The 22,816-nt window shown below is 69.6% G+C and carries 19 protein-coding genes, 2 tRNA genes and 1 pseudogene; 13 read left to right on the top strand and 9 right to left on the bottom strand.

The window, feature by feature from the left end:
* Positions 1–298: 298 nt before the first annotated feature.
* From rsmG to rpmH, 6 genes and pseudogenes are all read right to left on the bottom strand, one after another.
* Complete coding sequence (gene rsmG, locus O7543_RS20525; protein ID WP_281552349.1) at positions 299–1,105, bottom strand: 16S rRNA (guanine(527)-N(7))-methyltransferase RsmG; 807 nt, start codon at positions 1,103–1,105, stop codon at positions 299–301.
* 5 nt (positions 1,106–1,110) lie between these two features.
* Entirely contained in the window at positions 1,111–1,746 is a 636-nt protein-coding gene (locus O7543_RS20520) for a R3H domain-containing nucleic acid-binding protein (RefSeq protein ID WP_281552350.1), read from the bottom strand.
* Positions 1,747–1,913: 167 nt separating this feature from the next.
* Positions 1,914–2,984 carry a membrane protein insertase YidC gene (yidC, locus tag O7543_RS20515; protein ID WP_281552351.1) on the bottom strand — a complete coding sequence of 357 codons (1,071 nt, stop codon included), beginning with the start codon at positions 2,982–2,984 and terminating at the stop codon, positions 1,914–1,916.
* Positions 2,981–3,271, bottom strand: coding sequence for a membrane protein insertion efficiency factor YidD (gene yidD / locus O7543_RS20510; protein ID WP_281552352.1), 291 nt, complete (start codon positions 3,269–3,271; stop codon positions 2,981–2,983). Before yidD ends, yidC begins: the two co-directional genes overlap by 4 nt.
* 101 nt (positions 3,272–3,372) lie before the next feature.
* Positions 3,373–3,729: pseudogene (gene rnpA, locus O7543_RS20505) on the bottom strand (ribonuclease P protein component); the annotation flags it as partial.
* Between the two features lie 34 nt (positions 3,730–3,763).
* Complete coding sequence (rpmH, locus tag O7543_RS20500) at positions 3,764–3,901, bottom strand: 50S ribosomal protein L34 (RefSeq protein WP_123606641.1); 138 nt, start codon at positions 3,899–3,901, stop codon at positions 3,764–3,766.
* Positions 3,902–4,571: 670 nt separating this feature from the next.
* Between rpmH and dnaA the strand changes: the two genes are divergently transcribed.
* From dnaA to O7543_RS20475, 5 genes are all read left to right on the top strand, one after another.
* Positions 4,572–6,422, top strand: coding sequence for a chromosomal replication initiator protein DnaA (dnaA, locus tag O7543_RS20495; protein WP_281552353.1), 1,851 nt, complete (start codon positions 4,572–4,574; stop codon positions 6,420–6,422).
* Positions 6,423–7,157: 735 nt separating this feature from the next.
* Positions 7,158–8,291, top strand: a complete 1,134-nt coding sequence (dnaN, locus tag O7543_RS20490; RefSeq protein ID WP_281552354.1) for a DNA polymerase III subunit beta — start codon at positions 7,158–7,160, stop codon at positions 8,289–8,291.
* Positions 8,292–8,342: 51 nt separating this feature from the next.
* Positions 8,343–9,218 carry a phosphogluconate dehydrogenase (NAD(+)-dependent, decarboxylating) gene (gene gnd, locus O7543_RS20485; RefSeq protein WP_281552355.1) on the top strand — a complete coding sequence of 292 codons (876 nt, stop codon included), beginning with the start codon at positions 8,343–8,345 and terminating at the stop codon, positions 9,216–9,218.
* A 5-nt stretch (positions 9,219–9,223) separates the two neighbouring features.
* Positions 9,224–10,372, top strand: a complete 1,149-nt coding sequence (gene recF, locus O7543_RS20480; RefSeq protein WP_281552356.1) for a DNA replication/repair protein RecF — start codon at positions 9,224–9,226, stop codon at positions 10,370–10,372.
* The gene (locus O7543_RS20475; RefSeq protein ID WP_281552357.1) at positions 10,362–10,943 is read left to right on the top strand and encodes a DciA family protein; all 582 of its coding nucleotides are present in this window, start codon (positions 10,362–10,364) and stop codon (positions 10,941–10,943) included. Before recF ends, O7543_RS20475 begins: the two co-directional genes overlap by 11 nt.
* 47 nt (positions 10,944–10,990) lie before the next feature.
* On the opposite strand, the gene O7543_RS20470 is transcribed toward O7543_RS20475, so the two are convergent.
* On the bottom strand, positions 10,991–11,551 hold the full coding sequence (locus O7543_RS20470) for a hypothetical protein (protein ID WP_281555771.1): 561 nt from the start codon (positions 11,549–11,551) through the stop codon (positions 10,991–10,993).
* 587 nt (positions 11,552–12,138) lie between these two features.
* Here O7543_RS20470 and gyrB point away from each other — a divergent pair.
* The 6 genes from gyrB (at position 12,139) to O7543_RS20440 (ending at position 18,270) form a co-directional block, all read left to right on the top strand.
* Positions 12,139–14,082 carry a DNA topoisomerase (ATP-hydrolyzing) subunit B gene (gyrB, locus tag O7543_RS20465; RefSeq protein ID WP_281552358.1) on the top strand — a complete coding sequence of 648 codons (1,944 nt, stop codon included), beginning with the start codon at positions 12,139–12,141 and terminating at the stop codon, positions 14,080–14,082.
* 127 nt (positions 14,083–14,209) lie between these two features.
* On the top strand, positions 14,210–16,738 hold the full coding sequence (gene gyrA, locus O7543_RS20460; protein ID WP_281552359.1) for a DNA gyrase subunit A: 2,529 nt from the start codon (positions 14,210–14,212) through the stop codon (positions 16,736–16,738).
* A 3-nt stretch (positions 16,739–16,741) separates the two neighbouring features.
* Positions 16,742–17,734, top strand: coding sequence for a DUF3566 domain-containing protein (locus O7543_RS20455; protein ID WP_281552360.1), 993 nt, complete (start codon positions 16,742–16,744; stop codon positions 17,732–17,734).
* Positions 17,735–17,908: 174 nt separating this feature from the next.
* A tRNA-Ile gene (locus O7543_RS20450) sits at positions 17,909–17,982 on the top strand.
* A 34-nt stretch (positions 17,983–18,016) separates the two neighbouring features.
* On the top strand, positions 18,017–18,145 hold the full coding sequence (locus O7543_RS20445) for a DLW-39 family protein (RefSeq protein ID WP_233606623.1): 129 nt from the start codon (positions 18,017–18,019) through the stop codon (positions 18,143–18,145).
* A gap of 52 nt (positions 18,146–18,197) precedes the next feature.
* Positions 18,198–18,270, top strand: a tRNA-Ala gene (locus O7543_RS20440).
* Positions 18,271–18,948: 678 nt separating this feature from the next.
* On the opposite strand, the gene O7543_RS30245 is transcribed toward O7543_RS20440, so the two are convergent.
* Both O7543_RS30245 and O7543_RS20430 read right to left on the bottom strand, forming a co-directional pair.
* Positions 18,949–20,226 carry a hypothetical protein gene (locus O7543_RS30245; RefSeq protein WP_348650029.1) on the bottom strand — a complete coding sequence of 426 codons (1,278 nt, stop codon included), beginning with the start codon at positions 20,224–20,226 and terminating at the stop codon, positions 18,949–18,951.
* Positions 20,227–20,495: 269 nt separating this feature from the next.
* Positions 20,496–21,887 carry an acyl-CoA synthetase gene (locus O7543_RS20430; protein ID WP_281552361.1) on the bottom strand — a complete coding sequence of 464 codons (1,392 nt, stop codon included), beginning with the start codon at positions 21,885–21,887 and terminating at the stop codon, positions 20,496–20,498.
* A gap of 56 nt (positions 21,888–21,943) precedes the next feature.
* Here O7543_RS20430 and O7543_RS20425 point away from each other — a divergent pair, with 56 nt between their 5' ends.
* Together O7543_RS20425 and O7543_RS20420 are read left to right on the top strand one after the other, a co-directional pair.
* Positions 21,944–22,258: a hypothetical protein gene (locus O7543_RS20425; RefSeq protein WP_281552362.1), complete on the top strand. Its 315-nt coding sequence runs from the start codon at positions 21,944–21,946 to the stop codon at positions 22,256–22,258.
* Positions 22,215–22,550: a hypothetical protein gene (locus tag O7543_RS20420; protein ID WP_281552363.1), complete on the top strand. Its 336-nt coding sequence runs from the start codon at positions 22,215–22,217 to the stop codon at positions 22,548–22,550. The genes O7543_RS20425 and O7543_RS20420 overlap by 44 nt, the downstream gene beginning before the upstream one ends.
* Positions 22,551–22,816: the final 266 nt, after the last annotated feature.

Genomic DNA, 22,816 nt, shown 5'->3' with positions numbered 1-22,816 from the left:
CCGACATCGTGGCGCTCGCCGGTCGACCGCGGATCCTCGAAACTACCGTTGTCATGCACCGTGTCATCCCTGCCCGCGTTGGATGGATCGGCACCGCCAGCGCTCACGACCGCGCTTCGGGCGTGGCGTGCGGACCGGCACGGGGCGGCAGGAGTCGTGCAACTACGCGTTGCCGCCCGGTCCAGACTATCGACGCGCGGTCAGCCTACGGGGATCAGGGCCGGTGTGGCCACGGCCGACTGTCCGACGTGCGCAGCCTGCACGTCGCTGCACCCCGCCGTCAGGGCGGGTTCGGCGGTCATCCCCGGGTTCGCCGCGTCGACCGCAACCGTCCCCGGTCGACGCGCTCCGAGCGGCGTCGGCCACCCGCCCCGGGCACCGGACCGGTCCGCTCAATCTCCACCACGGTGGTCGGCGGGTCCAGCCATCGTTCGCCGCAGCGACGCAGCACCGGATCACCGCCACCAGACCTGATCACCGCCGCCCGGTGTTCGGTGATCTCCGCCCCGGCCGAGTCGCCCTTCATGGCGAGCAGCCGCCCACCGGGCTCGACCAGTGGTAGACACCAGCCGGCCAACCGGTCGAGTGGGGCCACCGCTCGAGCGGTGACCACCGGCGCCGCCCCGTCGGGAAAATCCCGGCGGAGTTCCTCGGCCCGGCCACGCAGCACCTCGACCCGGTCGGTGAGACCAAGGAGCGATACCGCCTCGGCGAGAAAGGCGGTGCGCCGGGCCAGCGGCTCGACCAGGATGACGGTGAGGTCCGGCCGCGCGACGGCCAGGACCAGCCCGGGTAGACCGGCCCCGGAGCCGACGTCCAGCACCGTCGCTCCGTCCGGGACGAGTTCACCGACGACGGCGCAGTTCAGCAGGTGCCGCTCCCAGAGCCGGGGCACTTCGCGCGGCCCGATGAGTCCACGGAGCAGTCCTTCCGAGGCCAGCAGGCCGGCGTACCGGACCGCGAGCCGCAGCTGCTCGGCACCGAAGACCTCGCGGGCGGAATCGGGGGGTGACCCCGGCGTGGCCGCTCCCGACGGAACCGGCCCGGACGGGTTCCCGTCCGGGCCGGTGGCCGCCCGATCAGTCTGCTCGGGCAGATCAGTCATGGCGCTCAGTCGGCCGGACGGACGACGATGCGCCGGGTCGGCTCGACACCCTCGGATTCGCTCAGCACGCCGTCGAGCGCGTTCACCACGTCGTGTACGCACTTGCGCTCGAAGGCGGACATCGGTTCCAGCCGCACCGGCTCGCCGTACTCCTTGACCTTCTCCACCGCGTTCTTCGCCACAGCGGCCAACTCCTTGCGCCGGTTGTTCCGGTAGCCACCGACGTCCAACAGCAGCCGGCTCGGCGATCCGGTCTGCCGGAAGACCGCGAGTCTGGTCAGCTCCTGGAGCGCCTCCAGGGTCGCACCCCGCTGCCCGACCAGGGCACTCAGCTGCCCGCCGACCACCTCCACCACGGGACGGCCGCCGGAGACCAGCTCGTCGATGTCGCCGTCGTAGTCGAGGATGTCCAGCAGTCCCTCGACGTAGTCGGCGGCGATCTCGCTCTGCTGGAACAGGTCGTTGTCGGTGGCGGCGGAAGCGGGCGCTGACGCGTCCTTGCCGGCCGCGTCCTCGTCAGCCTCGTCGGTGCCCGCGTCGTCGGCGTCACCGGTACGGTCGTCGGCGCTGTCGGCGGCCCGGGCTGGGACAACCTCCTCGTCGACAGACGGGTCGGCACTGGGCAGGCTGGTATCGGTCACGGTGTCATCTCCGTACTCGCTCGGCGGAACCGGTCGGTCCGCTGGTTACCGAGGACCGGCGGACGGGCGCCGTGCCCTCGGGGAGGTCTACGTTGCGGCTGTGCGGGACGTCCGCCAGCGCCCGGGACGCCCGCCAGCAGCAGCCGTCCGTCGGGACGCCTGCCCGGTCAACCCGGACGCTTCGCCGGCCGCCGCTTCTTCGGGTTGACCGGCTTGGCACCAGGCTTGGGCTTGAGACCCTCGCGGACCGGGGCCGGCTCCGTGGCGGCGGCCTCGGCACCGTTGCCGCGTCGGGCGAACACACCGGCCGACTTGGGCTTGGCGTCGGTCGTGCCGGGCTTGCGTGGCTGGCCGGCACCGGACTTCGCCGCCGGCCGTCCGGTCGATTTCGACGTCGAGGTCGAGGTCGACTTCGTAGCGGGCTTCCCCTTGCCGGCCGGCATCGGCGGCGGCGGGAACTTGCGCAGCACCCACTGCTGCTGGCCGAGGGTGACCAGGTTGTTCACCACCCAGTAGATGATGACGCCGATCGGGAAGATCGCGCCGGAGATGAGCAGCGAGGCCGGGATGCCGTAGAGCATCAGCCGCTGGATCATCTTCTGCTGCGGGTCCTCCGCCCAGCCGGTCTTGAGGATCATCTGTCGGCTGGTCAGGTAGGTCGTCACGATCATGACGATCACCAAGATCCCGGCGATCACCTTGACCGTGGTGCCGCTGGCGCCCATCGCCGCCAGCTCGTCGGCCGTCGAACCGAACCGCCCGGCGATCGGCGCGGTGAACAGACTGGCCCGAGAGGCCTCGTAGAACTGGTCCGCGGTCCAGCCGTACAGGTCGACGTTGCGGGTCTGCTCCGGGTTGAGCCGGCGCAGGATGTGGAACAGGCCGAGGAAGACCGGGATCTGCAGGAACATCGGAAGGCAACCCATCAGCGGGTTGGCCTTCTCCTTCCGGTACAGCTCCATCATTTCCTTCTGGAGCGTCTCCCGGTCACCCTTGTGCTTCTCCTGCAGCTCCTTGACCTTCGGCTGCAGCGCCTGCATGGCCCGCTGTGACTTGATCTGCTTGACGAAGACCGGGAAGAGGATCACCCGGACCGTGACCACCAGGAAGATGATGGCCAGGATCCACGACCAGTTGGTACCGAGCACCTCGGTCGACGGAACACCGATCCGGTCCCAGGCCGAGTGCCAGAACAGCAGGATCCACGAGATGGCCCAGTAGATCCAGTCGAGACTCAATTCGGGGCTCCAGTCGCATCGGCACGGCGGCCGCCCGGCATCGGTACCGGGTCATATCCACCGGGGTGGAAGGGATGACAGCGCAGCAGGCGCCAACCCGCCAACAGCACCCCCCGAGGTGCTCCGCGCCGGGCGATCGCCTCCTGGGCGTACGCGCTGCACGACGGGTGGAACCGACAGCGGGCCGGCAGAGCCGGGCTTATCCAACGACGGTACGCGACGATCGCACCTGTCAGCAGGCGGCCACCCGGTGTCGCGGGGGGAGGTAGGTCGTCGGGAGCGGTCATCGGGCGTCCCCCGCTCTGGCCCGGGTCCGGGGTCCGGTGCGCGGCGCGCCGGACGGGCGATCACCGGCGGTGCCCTGGGAGCGTCGCTCGGCGGCGCGGACAGCGGTGGACAGCGCGGCGTCAAGGTCGGCGGCGAGCCCCGCCGACGATGCCCCGGCGGCCGGCGGAAGGGCTCGGACGACCAGCAGGGTACCGCCCGGCAACGCTGCCAGCCGGGACCGGGCCAGGTGTCGGAGCCGACGACGCACCCGGTTGCGGTTCACCGCGTTGCCGACCGCCTTGGAGACGATGAAGCCGGCCCGGGCCCCGGTGCTGTCGGTTGCGTCCGACCGGCCACCCGGCCCGGGCGACGACAGCAACAGGTGCACGACGAGCGAGCCACGGCCAGCCCGCCGACCCATGCGTACGACCTCGGTGAAGTCGGCACGATTGCGTACGCGCTCAGCGGCGGCCAGCATGGCGGTTAGATCTCCACGACGCCCGCGAAGGCCATCAGGCGGACAGGCGGGCGCGGCCCTTGGCGCGGCGGGTGGAGAGGATGGCACGGCCGGCACGCGTACGCATCCGCAGCCGGAAGCCGTGGGTCTTGGCGCGCCGGCGGTTGTTCGGCTGGAAGGTGCGCTTGCTCACGTCAGACTCTCCGTCAGGTGCGGCTCCCGGCCTTCGGCCCGGAGTCAGATGAATCAGACCGGCTGGCGGTCAGGCCGGCAGTTGGTCAAACCCGGCCGTTGGCCAGGCCGGTGGTGCAGATCAGCGTGGTGCAGATCAGGATGGCGCAGATCCGGGTGGTGCACGATCTGCGCCCGTGCGTCGTGCAGGCACAACGCGCCTGGCTAGTTTATCAGAGCGGACCAGCGCCGACGGCTCGCCCACCGCCGGTGACCCGGCCGTGGAGCGACGCGGCCAGTGCCGCTACACGGTTTTCACCGGAACCGACAACGGGGACCGGCGACCGCCGGTTGAACGGTTGTGGACAACGCTGTTAGCGTGCCCGATTGCCGGTCAAGCATCAGGCAGCACCTGGCACCGCTTCATCGGTACGAACCAGGCAGCCGGGCCGGTCGCCCGCGACGGTGATCGACACCGGGCGCCGAGCCGGCAGGGGCAGGTTCGGCGGACGACGGGGAGCCGCAGTCAGCAGTACACACAGGTTGTGGATAACTTGTGGATGACGGTCAGTTCAGCGGCCCGCAGCATGGCTCGTCGTACCTGTTCGAGAGCGGGACCGATCCCGACCGGCGGCCGACATGGAGACAGTGCCGGCGGCCGGGTACTCGGATGCGATGGGGGTGGCGCTACGGTGGCCGAGACGATAGACCTCGGCGCGGTCTGGTTGGCGACCACGGACGAGCTGGCGGACGAGATCGTCTCCGCCCAGCAGCGGGCCTATCTGCGGCTGACCCGGCTGCGCGCCATCGTCGAGGACACCGCGCTGTTGTCCGTACCCGACGCGTTCACCCGCGACGTCATCGAATCGCGACTGCGTCCGGCGATCACCGAGGCACTGTCGCGGCGGCTCGGTAGGCCGATCCAGGTGGCGGTCACCGTCCGTCCGCCGGAGGACGGCCAGGGTCGACCGGTCGGCACGGTGTACGGCACCGCGACCGTCGAGACCCGGCTGCACCACCCGGACGAGCCCGACCCACGGCTGGGCCCGCCTCCGCCCGGACCGGACCACCGCGACACCGACAACCACCACTGGGACCGCGAGGGCATCGCCGGGCCCGAGGTGCCGGAGCCGATCAGCGGCCGGCCTGACTCGCCGGACGGACCCCATCCGCCGGAGCACCGTGTCGGCGTATCCGATGCACTGGATGGCGCGACCAGCCGGCTGCCGGTGGTGCCGGCGGCCCGGACCGGCGACCAGGGCTCGCTGTTCGACGACGACTACACCGCCGGAGCGCCGGGTCCGCAACGGCTCGACCACGACCTCGAACCGCCGGCGCAGCACCGCGTGGCCCGCCCGCCGACGGACTACCGCCCGCCGGACCAACGGTACGGCGGCGTCGGCGACGGCCTGCCGACCAGCCCGCCCGACAGCGGACCGGGGCGAGGCGGATTGGACCACCGCGGCACCGGCCGGGACGACCGCCGGCTGACCGGACCGGGGGTGGACACCGGCGGAAACCGGCTCAACCCGAAGTACATGTTCGAGACGTTCGTCATCGGCTCCTCGAACCGGTTCGCGCACGCCGCGTCGGTGGCGGTGGCCGAGTCACCGGCGAAGGCGTACAACCCACTGTTCATCTACGGCAGCTCCGGCTTGGGCAAGACCCACCTGCTGCACGCCATCGGTCACTACGCCACCACCCTCGGACACGCCCGGTCGGTGCGGTACGTGTCGACCGAGGAGTTCACCAACGACTTCATCAACTCGCTGCGTGACGACAAGACCAGCGCCTTCCAGCGCCGCTACCGTGACGTCGACATCCTCCTGATCGACGACATCCAGTTCCTGGAGAACCGGGAGCGGACCCAGGAGGAGTTCTTCCACACCTTCAACACACTGCACAACGCGAACAAGCAGATCGTGATCACCTCGGACCGGTCACCCAAGCAGCTGGCCACCCTCGAGGACCGGCTGCGGACCCGCTTCGAGTGGGGGTTGCTCGCCGACATCCAGCCGCCCGACCTGGAGACCCGGATCGCCATCCTGCAGAAGAAGGCGGCTCAGGAGCGCCTGTACGCGCCCCCGGACGTGCTGGAGTTCATCGCCTCCCGGATCGCCAACTCGATCCGGGAGCTGGAGGGCGCGTTGATCCGGGTCACCGCGTTCGCCAGTCTCACCCGGTCGCCGGTCGAGCTGAGCCTGGCCGAGGAGGTCCTGCGGGATTTCATCCCGGACGGCGCCGGCCCGGAGATCACCGCCGACCAGATCATGGTCGCCACTGCCGACTACTTCGGGGTCAGCCTGGAGGACCTGCGCGGTCACTCGCGTTCCCGAGTGCTGGTCAACGCCCGCCAGGTCGCCATGTACCTGTGTCGCGAGCTGACCGACCTGTCGCTGCCCCGGATCGGACAGGCATTCGGTGGCCGGGACCACACCACGGTGATGCACGCCGACCGCAAGATCCGGCAGCAGATGGCGGAACGCAGGTCCCTCTACAACCAGATCGCCGAGCTGACCAACCGGATCAAGCAGATCGCCTGACGCCCCGCCGCCCCGCCACCGGGCCCGCCCGCCGGTTGATCCGGCGGATCACGCACAGGTTCATCCACAGGTTTTCCACCGCGGCCGCCGCCGGATGGTGGATGACAGCTGCATCCCGCCCGCCCAGTTGTCCACAGGCTGTGGACAACTCTTGGGGAAACCGCTGTGGATAATCACTCTCAGTCACAACTTGTCCACAGGTCAGCCACCGCCTGTGGGGATCCTGTCGAAGGTTCTGGGGACGACGGACCGGCATGGCGCCGGCAGCTTGTCCACAGCTGGGGACGAACCCTCGGGATAACCGGTGGACAACCGGTGGATAACTCGGCACGGCTGTGGGCAGCGGGGCAGCCTGTGGATAACGAACCCGGTTGTACCCAGCCCTCTCCACAGGTAATCCACTGCCATCGAACCCATCTGACCTGCGTAAACGCGAGATGTCCACAGAGTGCACAGCCCCGATGAAGACGATGAGATTTATCTTCTAGACAACAAAAACCAATCACCGGCGTTGGGGATAGGTGTGGATGCAGCCGACCTGCCGCACCTGCCGGTCCGGTCGACCGGCAGAAGTCCGGGGCCGGACGCACGGGCCCGGCGCTCTGGCCTATCGTTCGGTGAGGTCCGTCGACCGATGACGGTCGAGCCGCCCAGGGACCGCCTCGGGTCCGGCACCACCGAAGATCGTTCGATCGAGTCGACGCGGAGGCACGGCATGAAGTGCGGAGGCATGGGATGAAGTTCCGGGTGGAGCGCGATGCGCTCGCCGACGCGGTGGCCTGGACGGCCAAGAGCCTGCCGAACCGGCCGTCGGTGCCGGTGCTGGCCGGCGCGATGCTCCGGGTCACCGACGGTTCCCTGCAGGTCTCGGGGTTCGACTACGAGGTTTCCAGCCAGGTGACCGTCGACGTGCAGGGCGATGCCGACGGCTCGGCCCTGGTCTCCGGTCGGCTGCTCGCCGAGATCACCAAGTCGCTCCCGGCCAAGCCGGTCGACATCGCGGCGGTCGGTGCGCATCTGGAGCTGGTCTGCGGCAGCGCCCGGTTCACCCTGCCGACCATGCCGGTGGAGGACTATCCGACCCTGCCCGAGATGCCGGCCAGCGCCGGCCGGGTCGACGCCCCGACGTTCGCCGCCGCGGTCGCCCAGGTCGCGGTGGCCGCTGGCCGCGACGAGACGCTGCCGATGATGACCGGGGTCCGGGTCGAGCTGGAGGGCAGCCGGCTCGCCATGCTCGCCACCGACCGGTACCGGCTGGCCATCCGGGAGATTGACTGGCAGCCGGACGATCCGGAGATCAGCCTGCACGCACTGGTGCCCGCCCGTACCCTGGCCGACACGGCCAAGACGCTCGGTCCGATCGGCGGCGAGGTCACCATCGCGTTGGCGCACGGTGGGGCCGGGGAAGGCATGATCGGATTCGCCGGCGGCACCCGCCGGACCACCAGCCGGCTGCTGGACGGTGCCAACTATCCGCCGGTCCGGTCGCTCTTCCCGAGCAGCCACAACGCCGAGGCCCGGGTGGGTGTGAGCACTCTCGTCGAGGTGGTACGCCGGGTCGCCCTGGTAGCCGAACGCACCACCCCGGTACTGCTCAGTTTCAGCGCGGACGGGCTCGTGGTGGAGGCCGGCAACACCGAGGAGGCGCGGGCCAGCGAGGCGATGGAGGCCGCGTTCACCGGCGAGCCGCTGACCATCGGGTTCAACCCGCAGTACCTGATCGACGGTCTGCAGAACCTCGGCTCCGCCACGGCGGTGTTCACCTTCGTCGACGCGTTCAAGCCGGCGGTGATCTCGCCGGCCGGCGAGGACGATCAGATCATCCCCGGCTACCGCTATCTGATCATGCCGATCCGGGTAACCCGGTAGTACCGGGTCGCCCGGTGGGCGACGATCGGGCAGCGACGAAGGGGGCACACCGTGCAGTTGGGCATCATCGGTCTGGGCCGGATGGGCGGCAACATGCGGGACCGGCTACGTGACGCCGGTCACCAGGCGTACGGCTATGACCGGGACCCGGCGGTCAGCGACGTGGCCAGCCTCGCCGAGCTGGTCGACCGGCTCGCCGCTCCGCGGGCCGTCTGGATGATGGTCCCGGCCCAGGTGACGTCGTCGGTCGTCGATGAGCTGTGCGGCCTGCTCTCCCCCGGGGATCTGGTGATCGACGGCGGCAACTCCCGGTTCAGCGACGACGGGCCGCGTGCGGCCCGGCTGGCCGAGCACGGCGTCGGCTACCTCGACGTCGGGGTGTCCGGCGGGGTGTGGGGCCGGCAGGCGGGGTACGGGCTGATGGTCGGCGGCGACGCCGAGCACGTACAGCGGATGATGCCGATCTTCGAGGCGCTCAAGCCGCCGGCGGAGCACGGCTTCGTGCACGCCGGCCCGGTCGGTGCCGGACACTACGCGAAGATGGTGCACAACGGTGTGGAGTACGCGTTGATGCACGCCTACGCCGAGGGCTACGAGCTGATGCTGCAGAGCGAGCTGATCACCGACGTCCCCGGAGTGATCAAGTCCTGGCGCGACGGCACGGTGGTCCGGTCCTGGCTGCTGGATCTGCTGGACGCCGCGCTCGACGAGGACCCGCAGCTGGCGGCGCTGCGCGGGTACGCCGAGGACACCGGCGAAGGGCGTTGGACGGTCGACGAGGCGATCCGGCTCGGGGTGCCGATGAACGTGATCGCGGCCTCACTGTTCGCCCGGTTCACCTCGCGGCAGGACGACTCCCCGGCGATGAAGGCGGTCGCCGCCCTGCGCAACCAGTTCGGCGGGCACGCCGTGCAGTCCAGCCCCTGACCTCCGTGTACGTCCGCCGTTTCGAACTGATCGACTTCCGCTCGTACCAGCGGGTCGAGCTCACCTTCGAACCGGGTGGCAGCGTGCTGGTCGGGCCGAACGGGGTCGGCAAGACCAACCTCGTCGAGGCGCTCGGCTACCTGGCGACGCTGGGTAGTCACCGGGTCGCCACCGACGCGCCGCTGGTCCGGGTCGGCGCCGATTCGGCGATCATCCGCGGCCTGGTCGTGCACGACCAACGGGAGCTGTTGGTCGAACTGGAGATCGTGCCGGGGCGGGCCAACCGGGCCAGGCTGGGTCGGTCGCCGACCCGCCGGGCGCGGGAGGTGATCGGTGCGCTGCGGCTGGTGCTGTTCGCCCCCGAGGATCTGGAGATCGTCCGGGGCGACCCGGCCGAACGCCGCCGCTACCTGGACGAGCTGCTGGTCACCAGGCTGCCCCGGTTCGCCGGCGTGCGGGCCGACTACGACCGGGTGGTCAAGCAGCGCAACGCGTTGCTGCGCAGCGCGTACCTCGCCCGCAAGACCGGTGGTGGCCGGGGCGGTGACCTGAGCACGCTGGACGTCTGGGACGCCCATCTGGCCCGGCACGGAGCCGAGCTGCTCGCCGGCCGGTTGGAGCTGGTCACCGCACTGGCCCCGCACGTGGCCAAGGCGTATGACGCGGTGGCGGCCACCAGCGCGGCGGCCGGCATCAGCTACCGGCCGTCGATCGATCTGCCGGATGCCGGGACCGTGCCGTCGGCGGCGGACCGGTCCGCGCTTGAGTCAGCGCTGCTGGCCGCGCTGGGCGAGGCCCGCCGCAGCGAGGTCGACCGTGGCGTCACCCTGGTCGGCCCGCACCGCGACGACCTGCATCTGACGATCGGCAGCCTGCCGGTGAAGGGGTACGCCAGCCACGGCGAATCCTGGTCCTGCGCGCTGGCGCTGCGGCTGGCCGCGTACGACCTGCTCCGCGCGGAAGGCATCGAGCCGGTCCTGGTCCTCGACGACGTGTTCGCCGAACTGGACAGCGGCCGCCGGGAACGGCTCGCCGAGTTGGTCGCCGGGGCCAGCCAACTGCTGGTGACCTGCGCGGTGGCCGAGGACGTCCCGGTAGCGTTGCGCGGGGCACGCTTCGAGGTCAGCCGTGGGGAGGTACGCCATGTCGGATGAGCCGCAGCACGGTGAGCCGGCGCAGGCTGCCGACCAGCCGCCGATCCTGCCCCCGCCGTCGACCGGCCCGCAGTTGGCCAGGGCGGTGCTGGACGCGGCCCGCGCCCGTCGAGAGGCGAACCGGCCCCGCCGCCGGACCGGTGGCGGCAGCGACACTGGCGGAGCCGGGTCGGGCGGCCGACGACTGCGCGGCTACTCGGGTCCGGGGCCGGACCCCCGCGATCCCCAGCTGTTCGGCGACGTGCTGGCCCGGCTGGTCAAGGCGCGCGGCTGGCAACGGCCGGCCGCCGAGGCGACCGTCTTCGGCGCCTGGGAACGGGTGGTCGGGCCGGAGGTGGCCAAGCACAGCCGCCCGGTCAAGTTGGAGAACGGCGAGTTGACGGTCGAGGCGGAGTCGACCGCGTGGGCGACCCAGCTACGTCTGCTCGCCCGCTCCTTGCTGCGCCAGATCGCCGCTGAGGTCGGGCACAACGTGGTGACGAAACTGCATATTCACGGCCCGGCCGCGCCATCCTGGTCGAAGGGACCGAGGCGGGTCCGTGGTCGTGGCCCGCGGGACACGTACGGTTGATCCCCACCCGGCCGGTCCGCTCCCTGGCCGACGCCGGCCGCCCAGGATCAGGCTGCCGCGTCGGCGTAGACGGCGAAGCCGCGATCGGCGCAGCGGCGGTAGAAGCGGGACAGCACCGCCAGCTCCGACCGGGGGAAGCTCCACTGCGGCGCGTCACCGGCGTCGTCGCGGAGCGCGTCGAGCCGGCTGTCCAGCCAGCGCAGCTGCTGTTCGGCGAGCCGGGCCCCGGCGAGGGCGTCGCGCAGCACCGCCCCGACCGTGTCGAAGGTGACGGTGTCGCCGTACCGGTCGTGGCCGTCGACGAACCGCTCCAGGCCGCCGGCGATCCAGGCACAGCCGTCCGGGTCGATCACCGGGTCCTCGTCCTCGGCGGCCGCCTCGGTGGCGTACAGCACTCCGGTCAGCCCCAGCAGCAGGTCCACCAGCTCGGTGTAGGCGGTGGCCCGGACACTGCCGGTCTTCGCGATGTAACCGGCGAGCGCGGCGGTCGGCGCCGCGACGTCGGCCTGCTCCGCCAGCTTGTCGAAGTCGACGAACTCGGCCGGTGCGACCGGTTCGTAGAACTCGCCGACCCGTGGCCATTGCACCGCGACGTTGTCCAGCCCCATCGCAAGCGTCACCCTTCTCCAGCTGGTGGCCCGGGTCGGGTGCGCATCCGCGATGCTGCTGCCCGGTGCGAGCCTGTGCGGTAGCGGCACTGTAGCGGCATCCGGGTAGTCGTTTCATCTTCAGGTGGCCCGGCGGGCCGCCGCACCGTCGGTGCGGTGCCCCGTGGCCGACCGATGATGGATCTGGTGCGTGTGGGGGTGGTCGCGGTGGGTGGGGTGCGGCCGGCTACGAACCTCTCAGCCGCTTTACGGGGGTGCCGCGTCCCGGTTATGTCGGCTCGGCACAGTAGGATCGGAGACAGAGACGAGGGAGACCCGCGCGGCGCGACGATCCGGAGCCCGCCTGGCAGGATCACCGACGAGGTGACCACCGGCAGCCGTGATCGCCGGACCGTACGGGGCCCAGCCGTTCGTGATCCGCGGGTCCGCTGCGGCGTACGGCGCGTTTCGCCACCCGTCGGCGATCCACCCGGAAGATGCGGGTTGTCGGCCATGGTGCCGGTTCGCGTCCGTCCGCCGTCGGAAGATCCGCCGAACCCCGCGTCCCTGTGCCGTCGCGGCCCAGGTGTGCGAGAAAGTGGCTGAGGGTGTCAGCGGAGAACAACCAGGAGTACGGCGCCGAGTCGATCACCGTGCTGGAGGGCCTCGAGGCGGTCCGCAAGCGACCGGGCATGTACATCGGTTCGACCGGTGAGCGCGGCCTGCACCACCTGGTCTGGGAGGTCGTGGACAACGCGGTCGACGAGGCGCTGGCCGGGCACTGCGACACCATCGAGGTGGTGCTGCTCGCCGACGGCGGGGTGCGGGTCACCGACAACGGCCGGGGTTTCCCGGTGGACCTGCATCCAAAGCTGAAGAAGCCGGGTGTCGAGGTCGCCCTGACCGTGCTGCACGCCGGCGGCAAGTTCGACGGCAAGGCGTACGCGGTCTCCGGTGGCCTGCACGGGGTCGGTGTCTCGGTGGTCAACGCGCTCTCCGTGAAGATGGAGGTCGAGATCCACAAGGACGGCCACGTCTGGCGGCAGCAGTACGCCAACTCGAAGCCGACGCCGCTGGACAAGGGCGAGGCGACGAACCGGACCGGGTCCGCGGTCGCCTTCTGGCCGGATCCGTCGATCTTCGAGACCACCGAGTACGCGTTCGAGACGATCTACCGCCGGTTGCAGGAGATGGCCTTCCTCAACCGTGGGCTGACCATCCAGCTGCGCGACGAGCGGGTGGCTGATGACGACGGAAAGCACCGCGAGGTCACTTTCTGCTACAAGGGTGGTATTTCGGACTTCGTCCGCCATCTCAACGCCTCGAAGAACCCGATCCACAAGAGCGTGGTCGAGTTCGGCGCGGAGGAGGAGGGCATGTCGGTCGAGATCGCCATGCAGTGGAACGAATCGTACGGCGAGTCGGTCTACACCTTCGCCAACACCATCAACACCCACGAGGGCGGCACCCACGAGGAGGGCTTCCGGTCCGCGTTGACCAGCGTGGTCAACAAGTACGCCATGGACAAGAAGCTACTCAAGGGCGACGAGAAGCTCTCCGGCGAGGACATCCGGGAAGGGCTCGCCGCGATCATCTCGGTCAAGCTGGCCAACCCGCAGTTCGAGGGCCAGACCAAGACCAAGCTGGGCAACACCCCGGTGAAGAGCTTCGTGCAGCGGGTCTGCAACGAGTGGCTGGTCGACTGGCTGGACCGCAACCCGGCCGAAGGCAAGATGATCATCACGAAGGCCACCCAGGCGGCCCGCGCCCGGATCGCCGCCCAGCAGGCCCGCAAGCTGGCCCGGCGCAAGTCGTTGCTGGAGTCCGGGTCGATGCCGGGCAAGCTGGCCGACTGCCAGTCCACCGACCCGCGCGAGTCGGAGGTCTTCATCGTCGAGGGCGACTCGGCCGGCGGCTCGGCCAAGCAGGGGCGGGATCCGCGTACCCAGGCGATCCTGCCGATCCGGGGCAAGATCCTCAACGTGGAGAAGGCCCGGATCGACCGGGTGCTGAAGAACAACGAGGTCCAGGCGCTGATCACCGCGCTGGGCACCGGCATCCACGACGACTTCGACATCGACAAGCTGCGCTACCACAAGATCGTGTTGATGGCCGACGCTGACGTGGACGGCCAGCACATCCAGACGCTGCTGCTGACCCTGCTGTTCCGGTTCATGCGTCCGCTGGTCGAGCTGGGCCACGTCTACCTCGCTGCCCCGCCGCTGTACAAGATCAAGTGGAACCGGAAGGGCGACGACGCGCAGTACGCGTACTCCGACCGGGAACGCGACGGACTGATCGTGCTGCGCCAGCAGAAGAAGCCGAACGCCAAGCCGGACGACATCCAGCGCTTCAAGGGCCTGGGAGAGATGAACTACCCCGAGCTGTGGGAGACGACGATGAACCCGGCGACGCGTACGCTGCGTCAGGTGACTCTGGACGACGCAGCAACCGCCGACGAGCTGTTCAGCGTTCTGATGGGTGAGGACGTCGAGGCGAGGCGCTCCTTCATCCAGCGCAACGCCAAGGACGTCCGCTTCCTGGACATCTAGCGCCCCGCGCGGCCGGGCGACCCCCCGAACAGGGGCCGGCCCGGCCGCGTCATCAGCAACTTCGCCAGCTTCCACAGCCGTTGTCCAGCACCGGTACGACGGTTTCAAAGGTTGATAAGGGTTAACTGTGACGGATACTCCCGAGTCCTTCGGCAGCGAGCCGGATCCCGTGGCAGCCGCCGCGGCTGCGGTCGCCCGCCACGATCGCATCGAGCCGGTCGGGCTGGAAGTCGAGATGCAGCGTTCGTACCTCGACTACGCGATGAGCGTGATCGTCGGGCGGGCGCTGCCGGACGTACGGGACGGGCTCAAGCCCGTACACCGCAAGATCCTCTACGCCATGTTCGACTCGGGCTACCGGCCGGACCGGGGCTACGTCAAGTGCTCCCGGGTCGTCGGCGACGTGATGGGTCAGTTCCACCCGCACGGCGACTCGGCCATCTACGACGCGCTGGTCCGGATGGCGCAGCCCTGGTCGCTGCGGTACCCGCTGGTCGACGGCAACGGCAACTTCGGCTCCCCGGGCAACGATCCGGCAGCCGCGATGCGCTACACAGAGTGCAAGCTCGACCCGCTGGCGATGGAGATGCTGCGGGACATCGACGAGGACACCGTCGACTTCCAGGACAACTACGACGGGCGGGCCAAGGAACCGGTGATCCTGCCGGCCCGGATCCCCAACCTGCTGATCAACGGCTCCGAGGGCATCGCGGTCGGCATGGCCACCAAGATCCCGCCGCACAACCTGCGGGAGATCGCGGCGGCGGTGCAGTGGTGCCTGGAGAACCCGGAGGTCGACGAGGCGACCACGCTCGAGGCGCTGATCGAGATCGTCAAGGGCCCGGACTTCCCGACCGCCGGTCTGATCGTCGGCACCACCCCGATCCAGGACGCCTACCGCACCGGTCGCGGGTCGATCCGGATGCGGGCCGTGGTCGAGGTCGAGGAGGACAAGAAGGGCCGGACGTCGCTGGTCGTCACCGAACTGCCGTACCAGGTCAACCCGGACAACCTTGCCGAGCGGGTCGCCGAGCTGATCAAGGAGGGCAAGATCGGCGGGATCGCCGACATCCGCGACGAGTCCTCCGGGCGTACCGGCATGCGGCTGGTGCTGGTGCTCAAGCGCGACGCCGTCGCCAAGGTGGTGCTTAACAACCTCTACAAGCACACCCAGCTGCAGGAGACGTTCGGCGCCAACATGCTGGCCCTGGTCGACGGGGTGCCGCGCACGCTGAACCTGGCGCAGTTCATCCGGTTCTACGTCGAGCACCAGATCGACGTGATCCGGCGGCGCACCGCGTACCGGCTGCGCAAGGCCGAGGAGCGGGCGCACATCCTGCGCGGTCTGGTCAAGGCGCTGGACATGCTCGACGAGGTGATCGCCCTGATCCGGCGGTCGCCGACGGTCGAGGACTCCCGGCAGGGCCTGATGCGGCTGCTCGACGTCGACGAGATCCAGGCCACCGCGATCCTGGACATGCAGCTGCGCCGGCTGGCGGCCCTCGAACGGCAGAAGATCATCGACGAGCTCGCCCGGATCGAGCTGGAAATCACCGACCTCAAGGACATTCTGGCCAAGCCCGAGCGGCAGCGGCGGATCGTCTCGGAGGAGCTCGGCGAGATTGTCGCCAAGTGGGGCGACGAGCGGCGGACGAAGATCGTGCCGTTCGACGGCGAGGTCTCGATGGAGGACCTGATCGCCCGCGAGGACGTGGTGGTCACCATCACCCGCACCGGGTACGCCAAGCGGACCAAGGTCGACCTCTACCGCTCGCAGCGCCGGGGCGGCAAGGGCGTCAGCGGTGCGACGCTGCGCCAGGACGACATCGTCAGCCACTTCTTCGTCGCGTCCACCCATGACTGGATGCTGTTCTTCACCAACAAGGGCCGGGTCTACCGGGCGAAGGCCTACGAGTTGCCGGAGGCATCCCGTACCGCCCGTGGCCAGCACGTGGCCAACCTGTTGGCCTTCCAGCCGGACGAACACATCGCCCAGGTCATCCGGATCCCGAACTACCAGGTGGCGCCCTACCTGGTGCTGGCGACCCGCAACGGCCTGGTGAAGAAGACCCGGCTGGAGGAGTTCGACTCGAACCGCTCCGGTGGGATCATCGGCATCAACCTGCGGGACGCCGACGAACTGGTCGGAGCGGCTCTCGCCAGCGGGGCCGACGACCTGCTGCTGGTCTCCAAGAACGCCCAGGCGATCCGGTTCACCGCGACCGACGAGGCGCTGCGTCCGATGGGGCGGGCTACATCGGGGGTGATCGGGATGCGGTTCACCGACACCGACGAACTGCTCGCCATGGCGGTCGTCCGGGAGGGGATGGACCTGGATGTTTTGGTCGCCACCAACGGCGGGTACGCGAAACGTACTCCGATCGAGGAGTATCCGGTGCAGGGCCGGGGAGGCAAGGGTGTGCTGACTGCGAAGATCACCGAGCGCCGCGGTGGTCTCGTCGGCGCGGTCGTCATCAGTCCGGACGACGAGCTCTTCGCGATCACCAGCAACGGTGGCGTGATCCGGACTCCGGTGAAGCCTGTACGACGTACCCGGGACCGGAACACAATGGGGGTCAAGCTCATGGACCTCCCAGACGGCGTGACCATCGTGGCCATTGCTCGCAATGCCGACGAGCCTGACGAACAGGACTAGTTGATGACGGAGACCCAGGCGAAGTCGGGGGGAACAGGATCCTCGGCGGCTCCGGTCGACGAGGAATCCGCCGCCGGAGGCACATCAACGGCCACCGGCCGCGCCGCTGTCGGCCGGGCCAGCGTGCCCGGTGATTCGCCGTCGCCCAAGTTCACCCGGGCGCCAGGGATGCCTCCCCCGCCCGACAGACCCGCCGACGACCCAGCCGGTGGCACCGGCGACTCCGTCGACGGTTCGACCCGCGCCGGAGGCACCGGCGACAGCGCCACTCAGCTCGGCGGCATATCCGCCTCTTCCGGAAGGTCGGCACCTCCTGTGACGTCGGCACCTCCTGTTTCATCCGCTCCGCCGGCCAGCTCCGGCAGCGGATTCACCGGTGGAGCGCTCGGCGCCACCGCGGCAAGTGGCACCCGACCGGGCGGTGGGCTCGGGCCCACCGGGCAGTTCGGCACCATCGGCGGCACGGCCCGGGTGGGTACGGCCACTCCCGGCTCGCGGACCGGCCTGGGTTCGCCGACCGTACGCACGATCGGTGGTGCCGGTGCCGGTGTTGGCGCGGTCGGCGCGGCGCGAGTCGGCCCTGACGGTGCCCGCACCGCGCGACCCGGGGTCAGCTCGGCTGCCTCGCGAGGTCCGCGTCGAGCTCGCCTCAACCTGAAGCGGATCGACCCCTGGTCCGTCATGAAGTTCTCGTTCGCGGTCTCGCTGGTGCTGTTCATCGTGGTGATCGTCGCGACCTCGGTGCTCTACCTGGCGCTCGACGCGATGGGCGTGTTCCAGAGCGTCAACGCCAGCCTTGGTGACCTGATCGGTACCGGCACCGGGGACGGTCCGAGCCTGCGGATCACCGCTCAGGGCGTGATCGGCACGGCGGCGCTGTTCGGGCTGATCAACGTGGTGCTCTACACCGCGCTGGCGACGCTCGGCGCGTTCATCTACAACGTCTGCGCCGACCTGGTCGGCGGGATCGAACTGACCCTGGCCGAGCGGGACTGATCCGGCCCGCTCAGGGAAGCGGAGGACGGCCGGGCGGGTCGATACCCATTGGCCCCGGCCGTCCGCGATCCGGTAGTCTCCCCATGGTCCGGCGCTCCGTTCGCCGGCTGCCGGTGGCTTTCGCCCCGAGTTGGGGTGTAGGGCACGGGTGCGGTAACCTTGCTCGTCGCGTACGGGGCTATAGCTCAGTCGGTTAGAGCGCAGAGCTGATAACTCTGAGGTCGCTGGTTCGATTCCAGCTAGCCCCACTCCACGACAGTCGAGCGTAAGGGGACACGCCCCATGGTCAAGAAGATCCTCATCATCGCCGGCGTCATCGGCGTAGCCGCGCTGATCGCCAAGAAGGTCAAGGAGACCAGCGACGAGCGTGCCCTCTGGCACGAGGCGACCACCGCTCCTGATCTCCGCTGATCCAACTTCTGTCCCCGGACCGCAGTCGTCACCGCTGCGGCGGGGACCACTCGGGGCCATAGCTCAACTGGCAGAGCACTGCCTTTGCAAGGCAGGGGTTAGGGGTTCGAGTCCCCTTGGCTCCACCCACATTTTGGCTGGTCGGCGCGCCAGTGCATCGACCCTTGTCGCGCTGGCCAGTCGGACCAGGAACCAGAATCAGCGAATCGTCAGCAGAAGTCGCCGAACACGTCCCGTACCCCCGTCGCTGATGAGCCACGTGGCGTACGAGTTCCTCAGGTCGTGCAAGCGGAGCCCGCCAGCGGCCTTGAGCGCGACCTGGTCGACGGCTTCCCGCTCGGTCGCGAACTCGGCAACCGCTCGACGCCGGTCGCGTCGGTCCACTTGGCGTGCCACTTGTCCGGCGACACTTCGGCTACCTTGCCGAGTAAGCCAGCCCGGACCAGCGCCGGACGCCAGACCTGTCGACGAAAGTTTGACCGCCGGAGTGGGCTGCCGTCCCGCGTGGCGAACACCAGCGCGGCCGGCTTGGGCTCTGCGGGCTGTGCGCCGAGTCGCGGGCAGTCCAACGCCATCAGGCCTGCCGGCGGGTGGGCCAGAGGAACCACGTCGTGTCCGTGGTCTGGCAGGTGGTCGACCCAGGCAGGGGCGAGCGTACTGACGGGCTGATCGACGACTACCAGTTGATGGTCCAGCTCAGCGCCTGAGCCGTGCGGCCCGACGACGATCTGAGGCGGGACAGCTGTGCCCACCGCGTGGTTGGGCGCGGTGGGCACAGCTGTGCGGTACGGAGGTGGTTGAGGTCAGCGCTTCCGGTTCGGGTAGCGGCGACGTTGGGTCAGGTGGACAAGGATCACTCCGCCGACGATCAGCACTAGGCCGACGACCAGGAAGTTCATGGTGTTCGCGCCGGTCAGTGCCAGCGGACTGGCCGACTCGTCAGCATCTGCTTCGTTTGCAAGGTTGTCCACGGCTGGGGCATTGATTCCACCGGCAGCGGCAGCGGCAGTCGGGCTCGGGTCCGCACTCGGCTGTGCGGTCGGCTCGGCTTCCTTCTCCTCTCCGGCAGCGGTCTCGGTCGGCTCCGGCGTGGGCTTGGCTTCCTGCGTCGGCGGTGCCGGATCGTCGGTGACCTCCGCCTCAGGGCTGGCCGGTGCCGGTGTCTCCTCAACGGGCGGTTCCTCGGCCGGCGGTTCCTCGGCCGGCGGTTCCTCGGCCGGCGGTTCCTCGGCCGGCGGTTCCTCCGCGGGCGGTTCCTCCGCGGGCGGTTCCTCGGCCGGCGGTTCCTCCGCGGGCGGTTCCTCCGCGGGCGGTTCCTCCGCGGGCGGTTCCTCCGCGGGCGGTTCCTCCGCCGGGGGTTCCTCCGCTCGGCCGGCTCGCACCTCGATACGGACGGCGTCGATCGCCGGGGTCTGGTTGGCCCGCTGCATCATCGGGATCCGGTGCGATCCGTCGCCGGCCCACGATGCGCACTGGGCGATCCCCTCCTGGGGCAGCCCGGGCACCTGGATAGTGACGACATCCGGCTCAGCACCGCCGCCACCGTCCTCAGTCGCGACGAAGAAGGCCGGCACCGGCTCCGGGTCGAGCGCCTCGGTGGTGCTGGTCAGCATCCGGCAGGCGGTGTGGAAGTGACCGCGGGTCAGTCCGTCTCCGGTCAGCAGCGCGGACTCCACGTAGTACCCGCCCTGAGCCGCCGGGAGGAAGCGGTCCCGGACCAGATTGCGGGTGCTGACCCGCAGTTGGAACGGTTCGCCGACGCCAACCGATTCCGGCGACTCGGTGATCAGCAGCGTCGGGTTCTGCTCTGCCGCACCGACCTCTCCGAACGCTGTCGAGACGCAGCGGCTGCCCACCTGGAAGCCGTCGTGTAGCTCCAATGAGCTGTCGTCGCAGCCGGTCCCGAGCACATCGAGTCCGTTGACCTGCTCGCTGGCCTTGCGATCCGTCCCAGCACTGGAGATCTGGCTGACGGCGATCAGGACCCCGAAGGCGGACAGGGTCGCGACCGCGATGACGGCGCGGCGCGTCCGTCCGCCCTTCGCGGGTCTGGCGGCGCGTCTGTGAGCCGTTTGTCCCATGTGCACACCTTCCGAATGCTCACCGTACTGGGATGTCTGTATTAGGCTCGGGCACGACGGTGCCGGCGGGGGTTCACCGGGAGCGGATGACTAGTCGCCCCGGGCCATACGCACACGTTAGGGAGCGGTTCAATCAAGAATCAACTTCAGCGCCAGAAATGATGATTTCTTGAGCCGCAGGTAAAGAAAACTTATGGCATCGATCTCGAACGCCTGACATCAGCCGTTCGGCTGATGTCGATGTGGTGACTGTCGGTAGTGGTGGGATGTCACCGGCGGTCGTCGTGCAGTAGCTTCTTCTGCACCTTACCCATCGCGTTGCGTGGCAGGTCGTCCACGATGCGCACTTCACGTGGGCGCTTGTGGGTGGAGAGTTCGGTGGCCACGAAGTCGATCAGCGACTGCGGGGACACGCCCTCGGCCACCACGTACGCGACGACCCGTTGCCCGAGGTCTGCGTCGGGTGCGCCGATGACCGCCGCCTCGCGTACTGCCGGATGGGTCAGCAGCACGTTCTCCACCTCGCCGGCACCGATCCGGTAACCACCGCTCTTGATCAGATCGGTCGAGGCGCGGCCGACGATTCGGTGCCAGCCGGCCTGGTCGATCGCCGCTACGTCGCCGGTGCGGAACCAGCCGTCCGGGGTGAAGTCGCCGCGCCCGGCGGCGCCGAGGTAACCGTCGAACACCATCGGGCCGCGAACCTGCAGTTCGCCGATGGTCTCGCCGTCCGCCGGCAACTGCTCGCCGTCCTCACTGGCCAGCCGGGTGTGTACGCCGGCGAGCGGCGTACCGACCCAGCCGGGTCGCCGCTCGCCGTCGGCGCGGCTGCTGACCGTGATCAAGGTTTCGGTCATTCCGTACCGTTCGACCGGTGCCTGCCCGGTGAGCTCGGTGAGCGTGCGGAAAACCGGGGCGGGCAGGGCCGCCGAACCGGAGACGAGGAGCCGGGCGGCGCGTAACGCCCGGGCGGAGGGTCGGTCGTCGCAGATTCGGGACCAGATCGTCGGTACGCCGAAGTACAGCGTGCCACCGGCGGCGGCGTACGCCCCAGGGGTGGGCCGGCCGGTGTGCACCAGCCGGCAGCCGACGCGTAGCGCGCCGATGACGCCGAGCACCAGACCGTGTACGTGGAACAGCGGCAGGCCGTGGACCAGGGTGTCGTCCGGCGTCCACGCCCAGGCCTCGGCGAGGGCGTCGAGGTCGGCGGCGATGTTGGCGCTGGTCACCGGTACACCTTTCGGTGCGCCGGTGGTGCCGCTGGTGTAGAGGATCAGCGCGGGGGCGTCGGACCCGACGGTCCGGCGCTGGCCGGGCCCGCCCTGGTCGGAGCCGCCCTGGTCGGAGCCGCTCCCGACCGGCCTCGTCGGGTTGGGGCCAAGCAGCAGTTGAGCGCCGGAGTCGCGCAGGATGTGACCGCGTTCGACCGGGCCGGCGTCCGGCGGTACGGGGACCAGCGTGGTGCCGGCCAGCAGGCAACCGGTGAGCGCGACGACCGTGTCGAGGCTGGCGGTGGCGTCGACCGCGACGGTGTCGGCGCCAGCGATCTGCCTGGCGACGGCGGTCGCGGCTTCGAGCAGGTCGTCGCCGGACATCGACTGGTCGCCGACGGTGACCGCCGCCGGCCGGCCGGTCAGTCGCGTGGGGTTCAGCAACGCCATCTTCCCGACTCTCCTCCTGCCGGTGGGCGGACCGGCTCCGGACCATTGTCGGCTCTGTGGTTGCCGGGCTGGCGCTCTGGGTCGCCGGCTTCGTCGGACTGTTCGGGTACGGGTACACGGCGAAGTCGCAGCGCGACGCCGCCGCCGTGGACCTGTCCAGGGTGGCGATCGACGACACCGTCACGGTCCAGGTCACTGACGGCGGCAAGTACGGCGTCCGGCTGGAGACCATCGCCGGAGCCGACCGCCCCGACACGGTCCAGCGGCTGATCGACGCTGCGTGGGCTGCTCACCGCCGGATCGGCGGCCGGCGGTGGACTGCTGCTGGTGCTCGGGTCGGTGCTGCCCTGGATCGCCGGTCCGGACGCTGATGCCGTCATGTACGGCGCGGTGGAGACCGCCGGCGGGTCGGCGCTGGGTTCGCGGGCCGGGCTCTCCGGCGGGGACGCGTTCGTGACCCTGCTGGCCGGGCTCGTCGCGCTGGTCGTCGCCGGGTGGTACGGAATGGGCCGGGCCCGCCGGTGGCAGCAGGTGACGATGGCCGGGGCGGGCGTGCTGGCCATCGCCTGGGCAATGCTGAACCACGCCGAGATCGGCGAGCCGGATGGCACCGTCGTGCTCGGCCCGGTCGCCCCGGACAGCCCGGTCGACCAGATCAACTAGATCGACCAGACCGACCGGGTCGGCCTGGTTCGTTCGTTCCCTCCGTTGTCGACGGGCTCTCTTCTGACCGCTACCGGTCAGTTCTGAAACACGCCGTCTGATTCCTGCCACAAATGTTCGTCGCTGGGCACGGAAAATCACATGACTTGTATTTCGGATGTATTTCGCGATGCTATGGGATAAATGAGACGTGAAATCTATGCTTCTCGGTGGTGCTCCCTGCTCACATGATGTCGAAGCGTTTAGTGAAGTTGGATCCAATGGTT

The organism is Solwaraspora sp. WMMA2080, from assembly GCF_027497395.1.
Classification (GTDB): Bacteria; Actinomycetota; Actinomycetes; order Mycobacteriales; family Micromonosporaceae; genus Micromonospora_E.
Note: the sequence above shows the minus strand (reverse complement) of the source record. Positions and strands in the feature narration are given on the sequence as shown.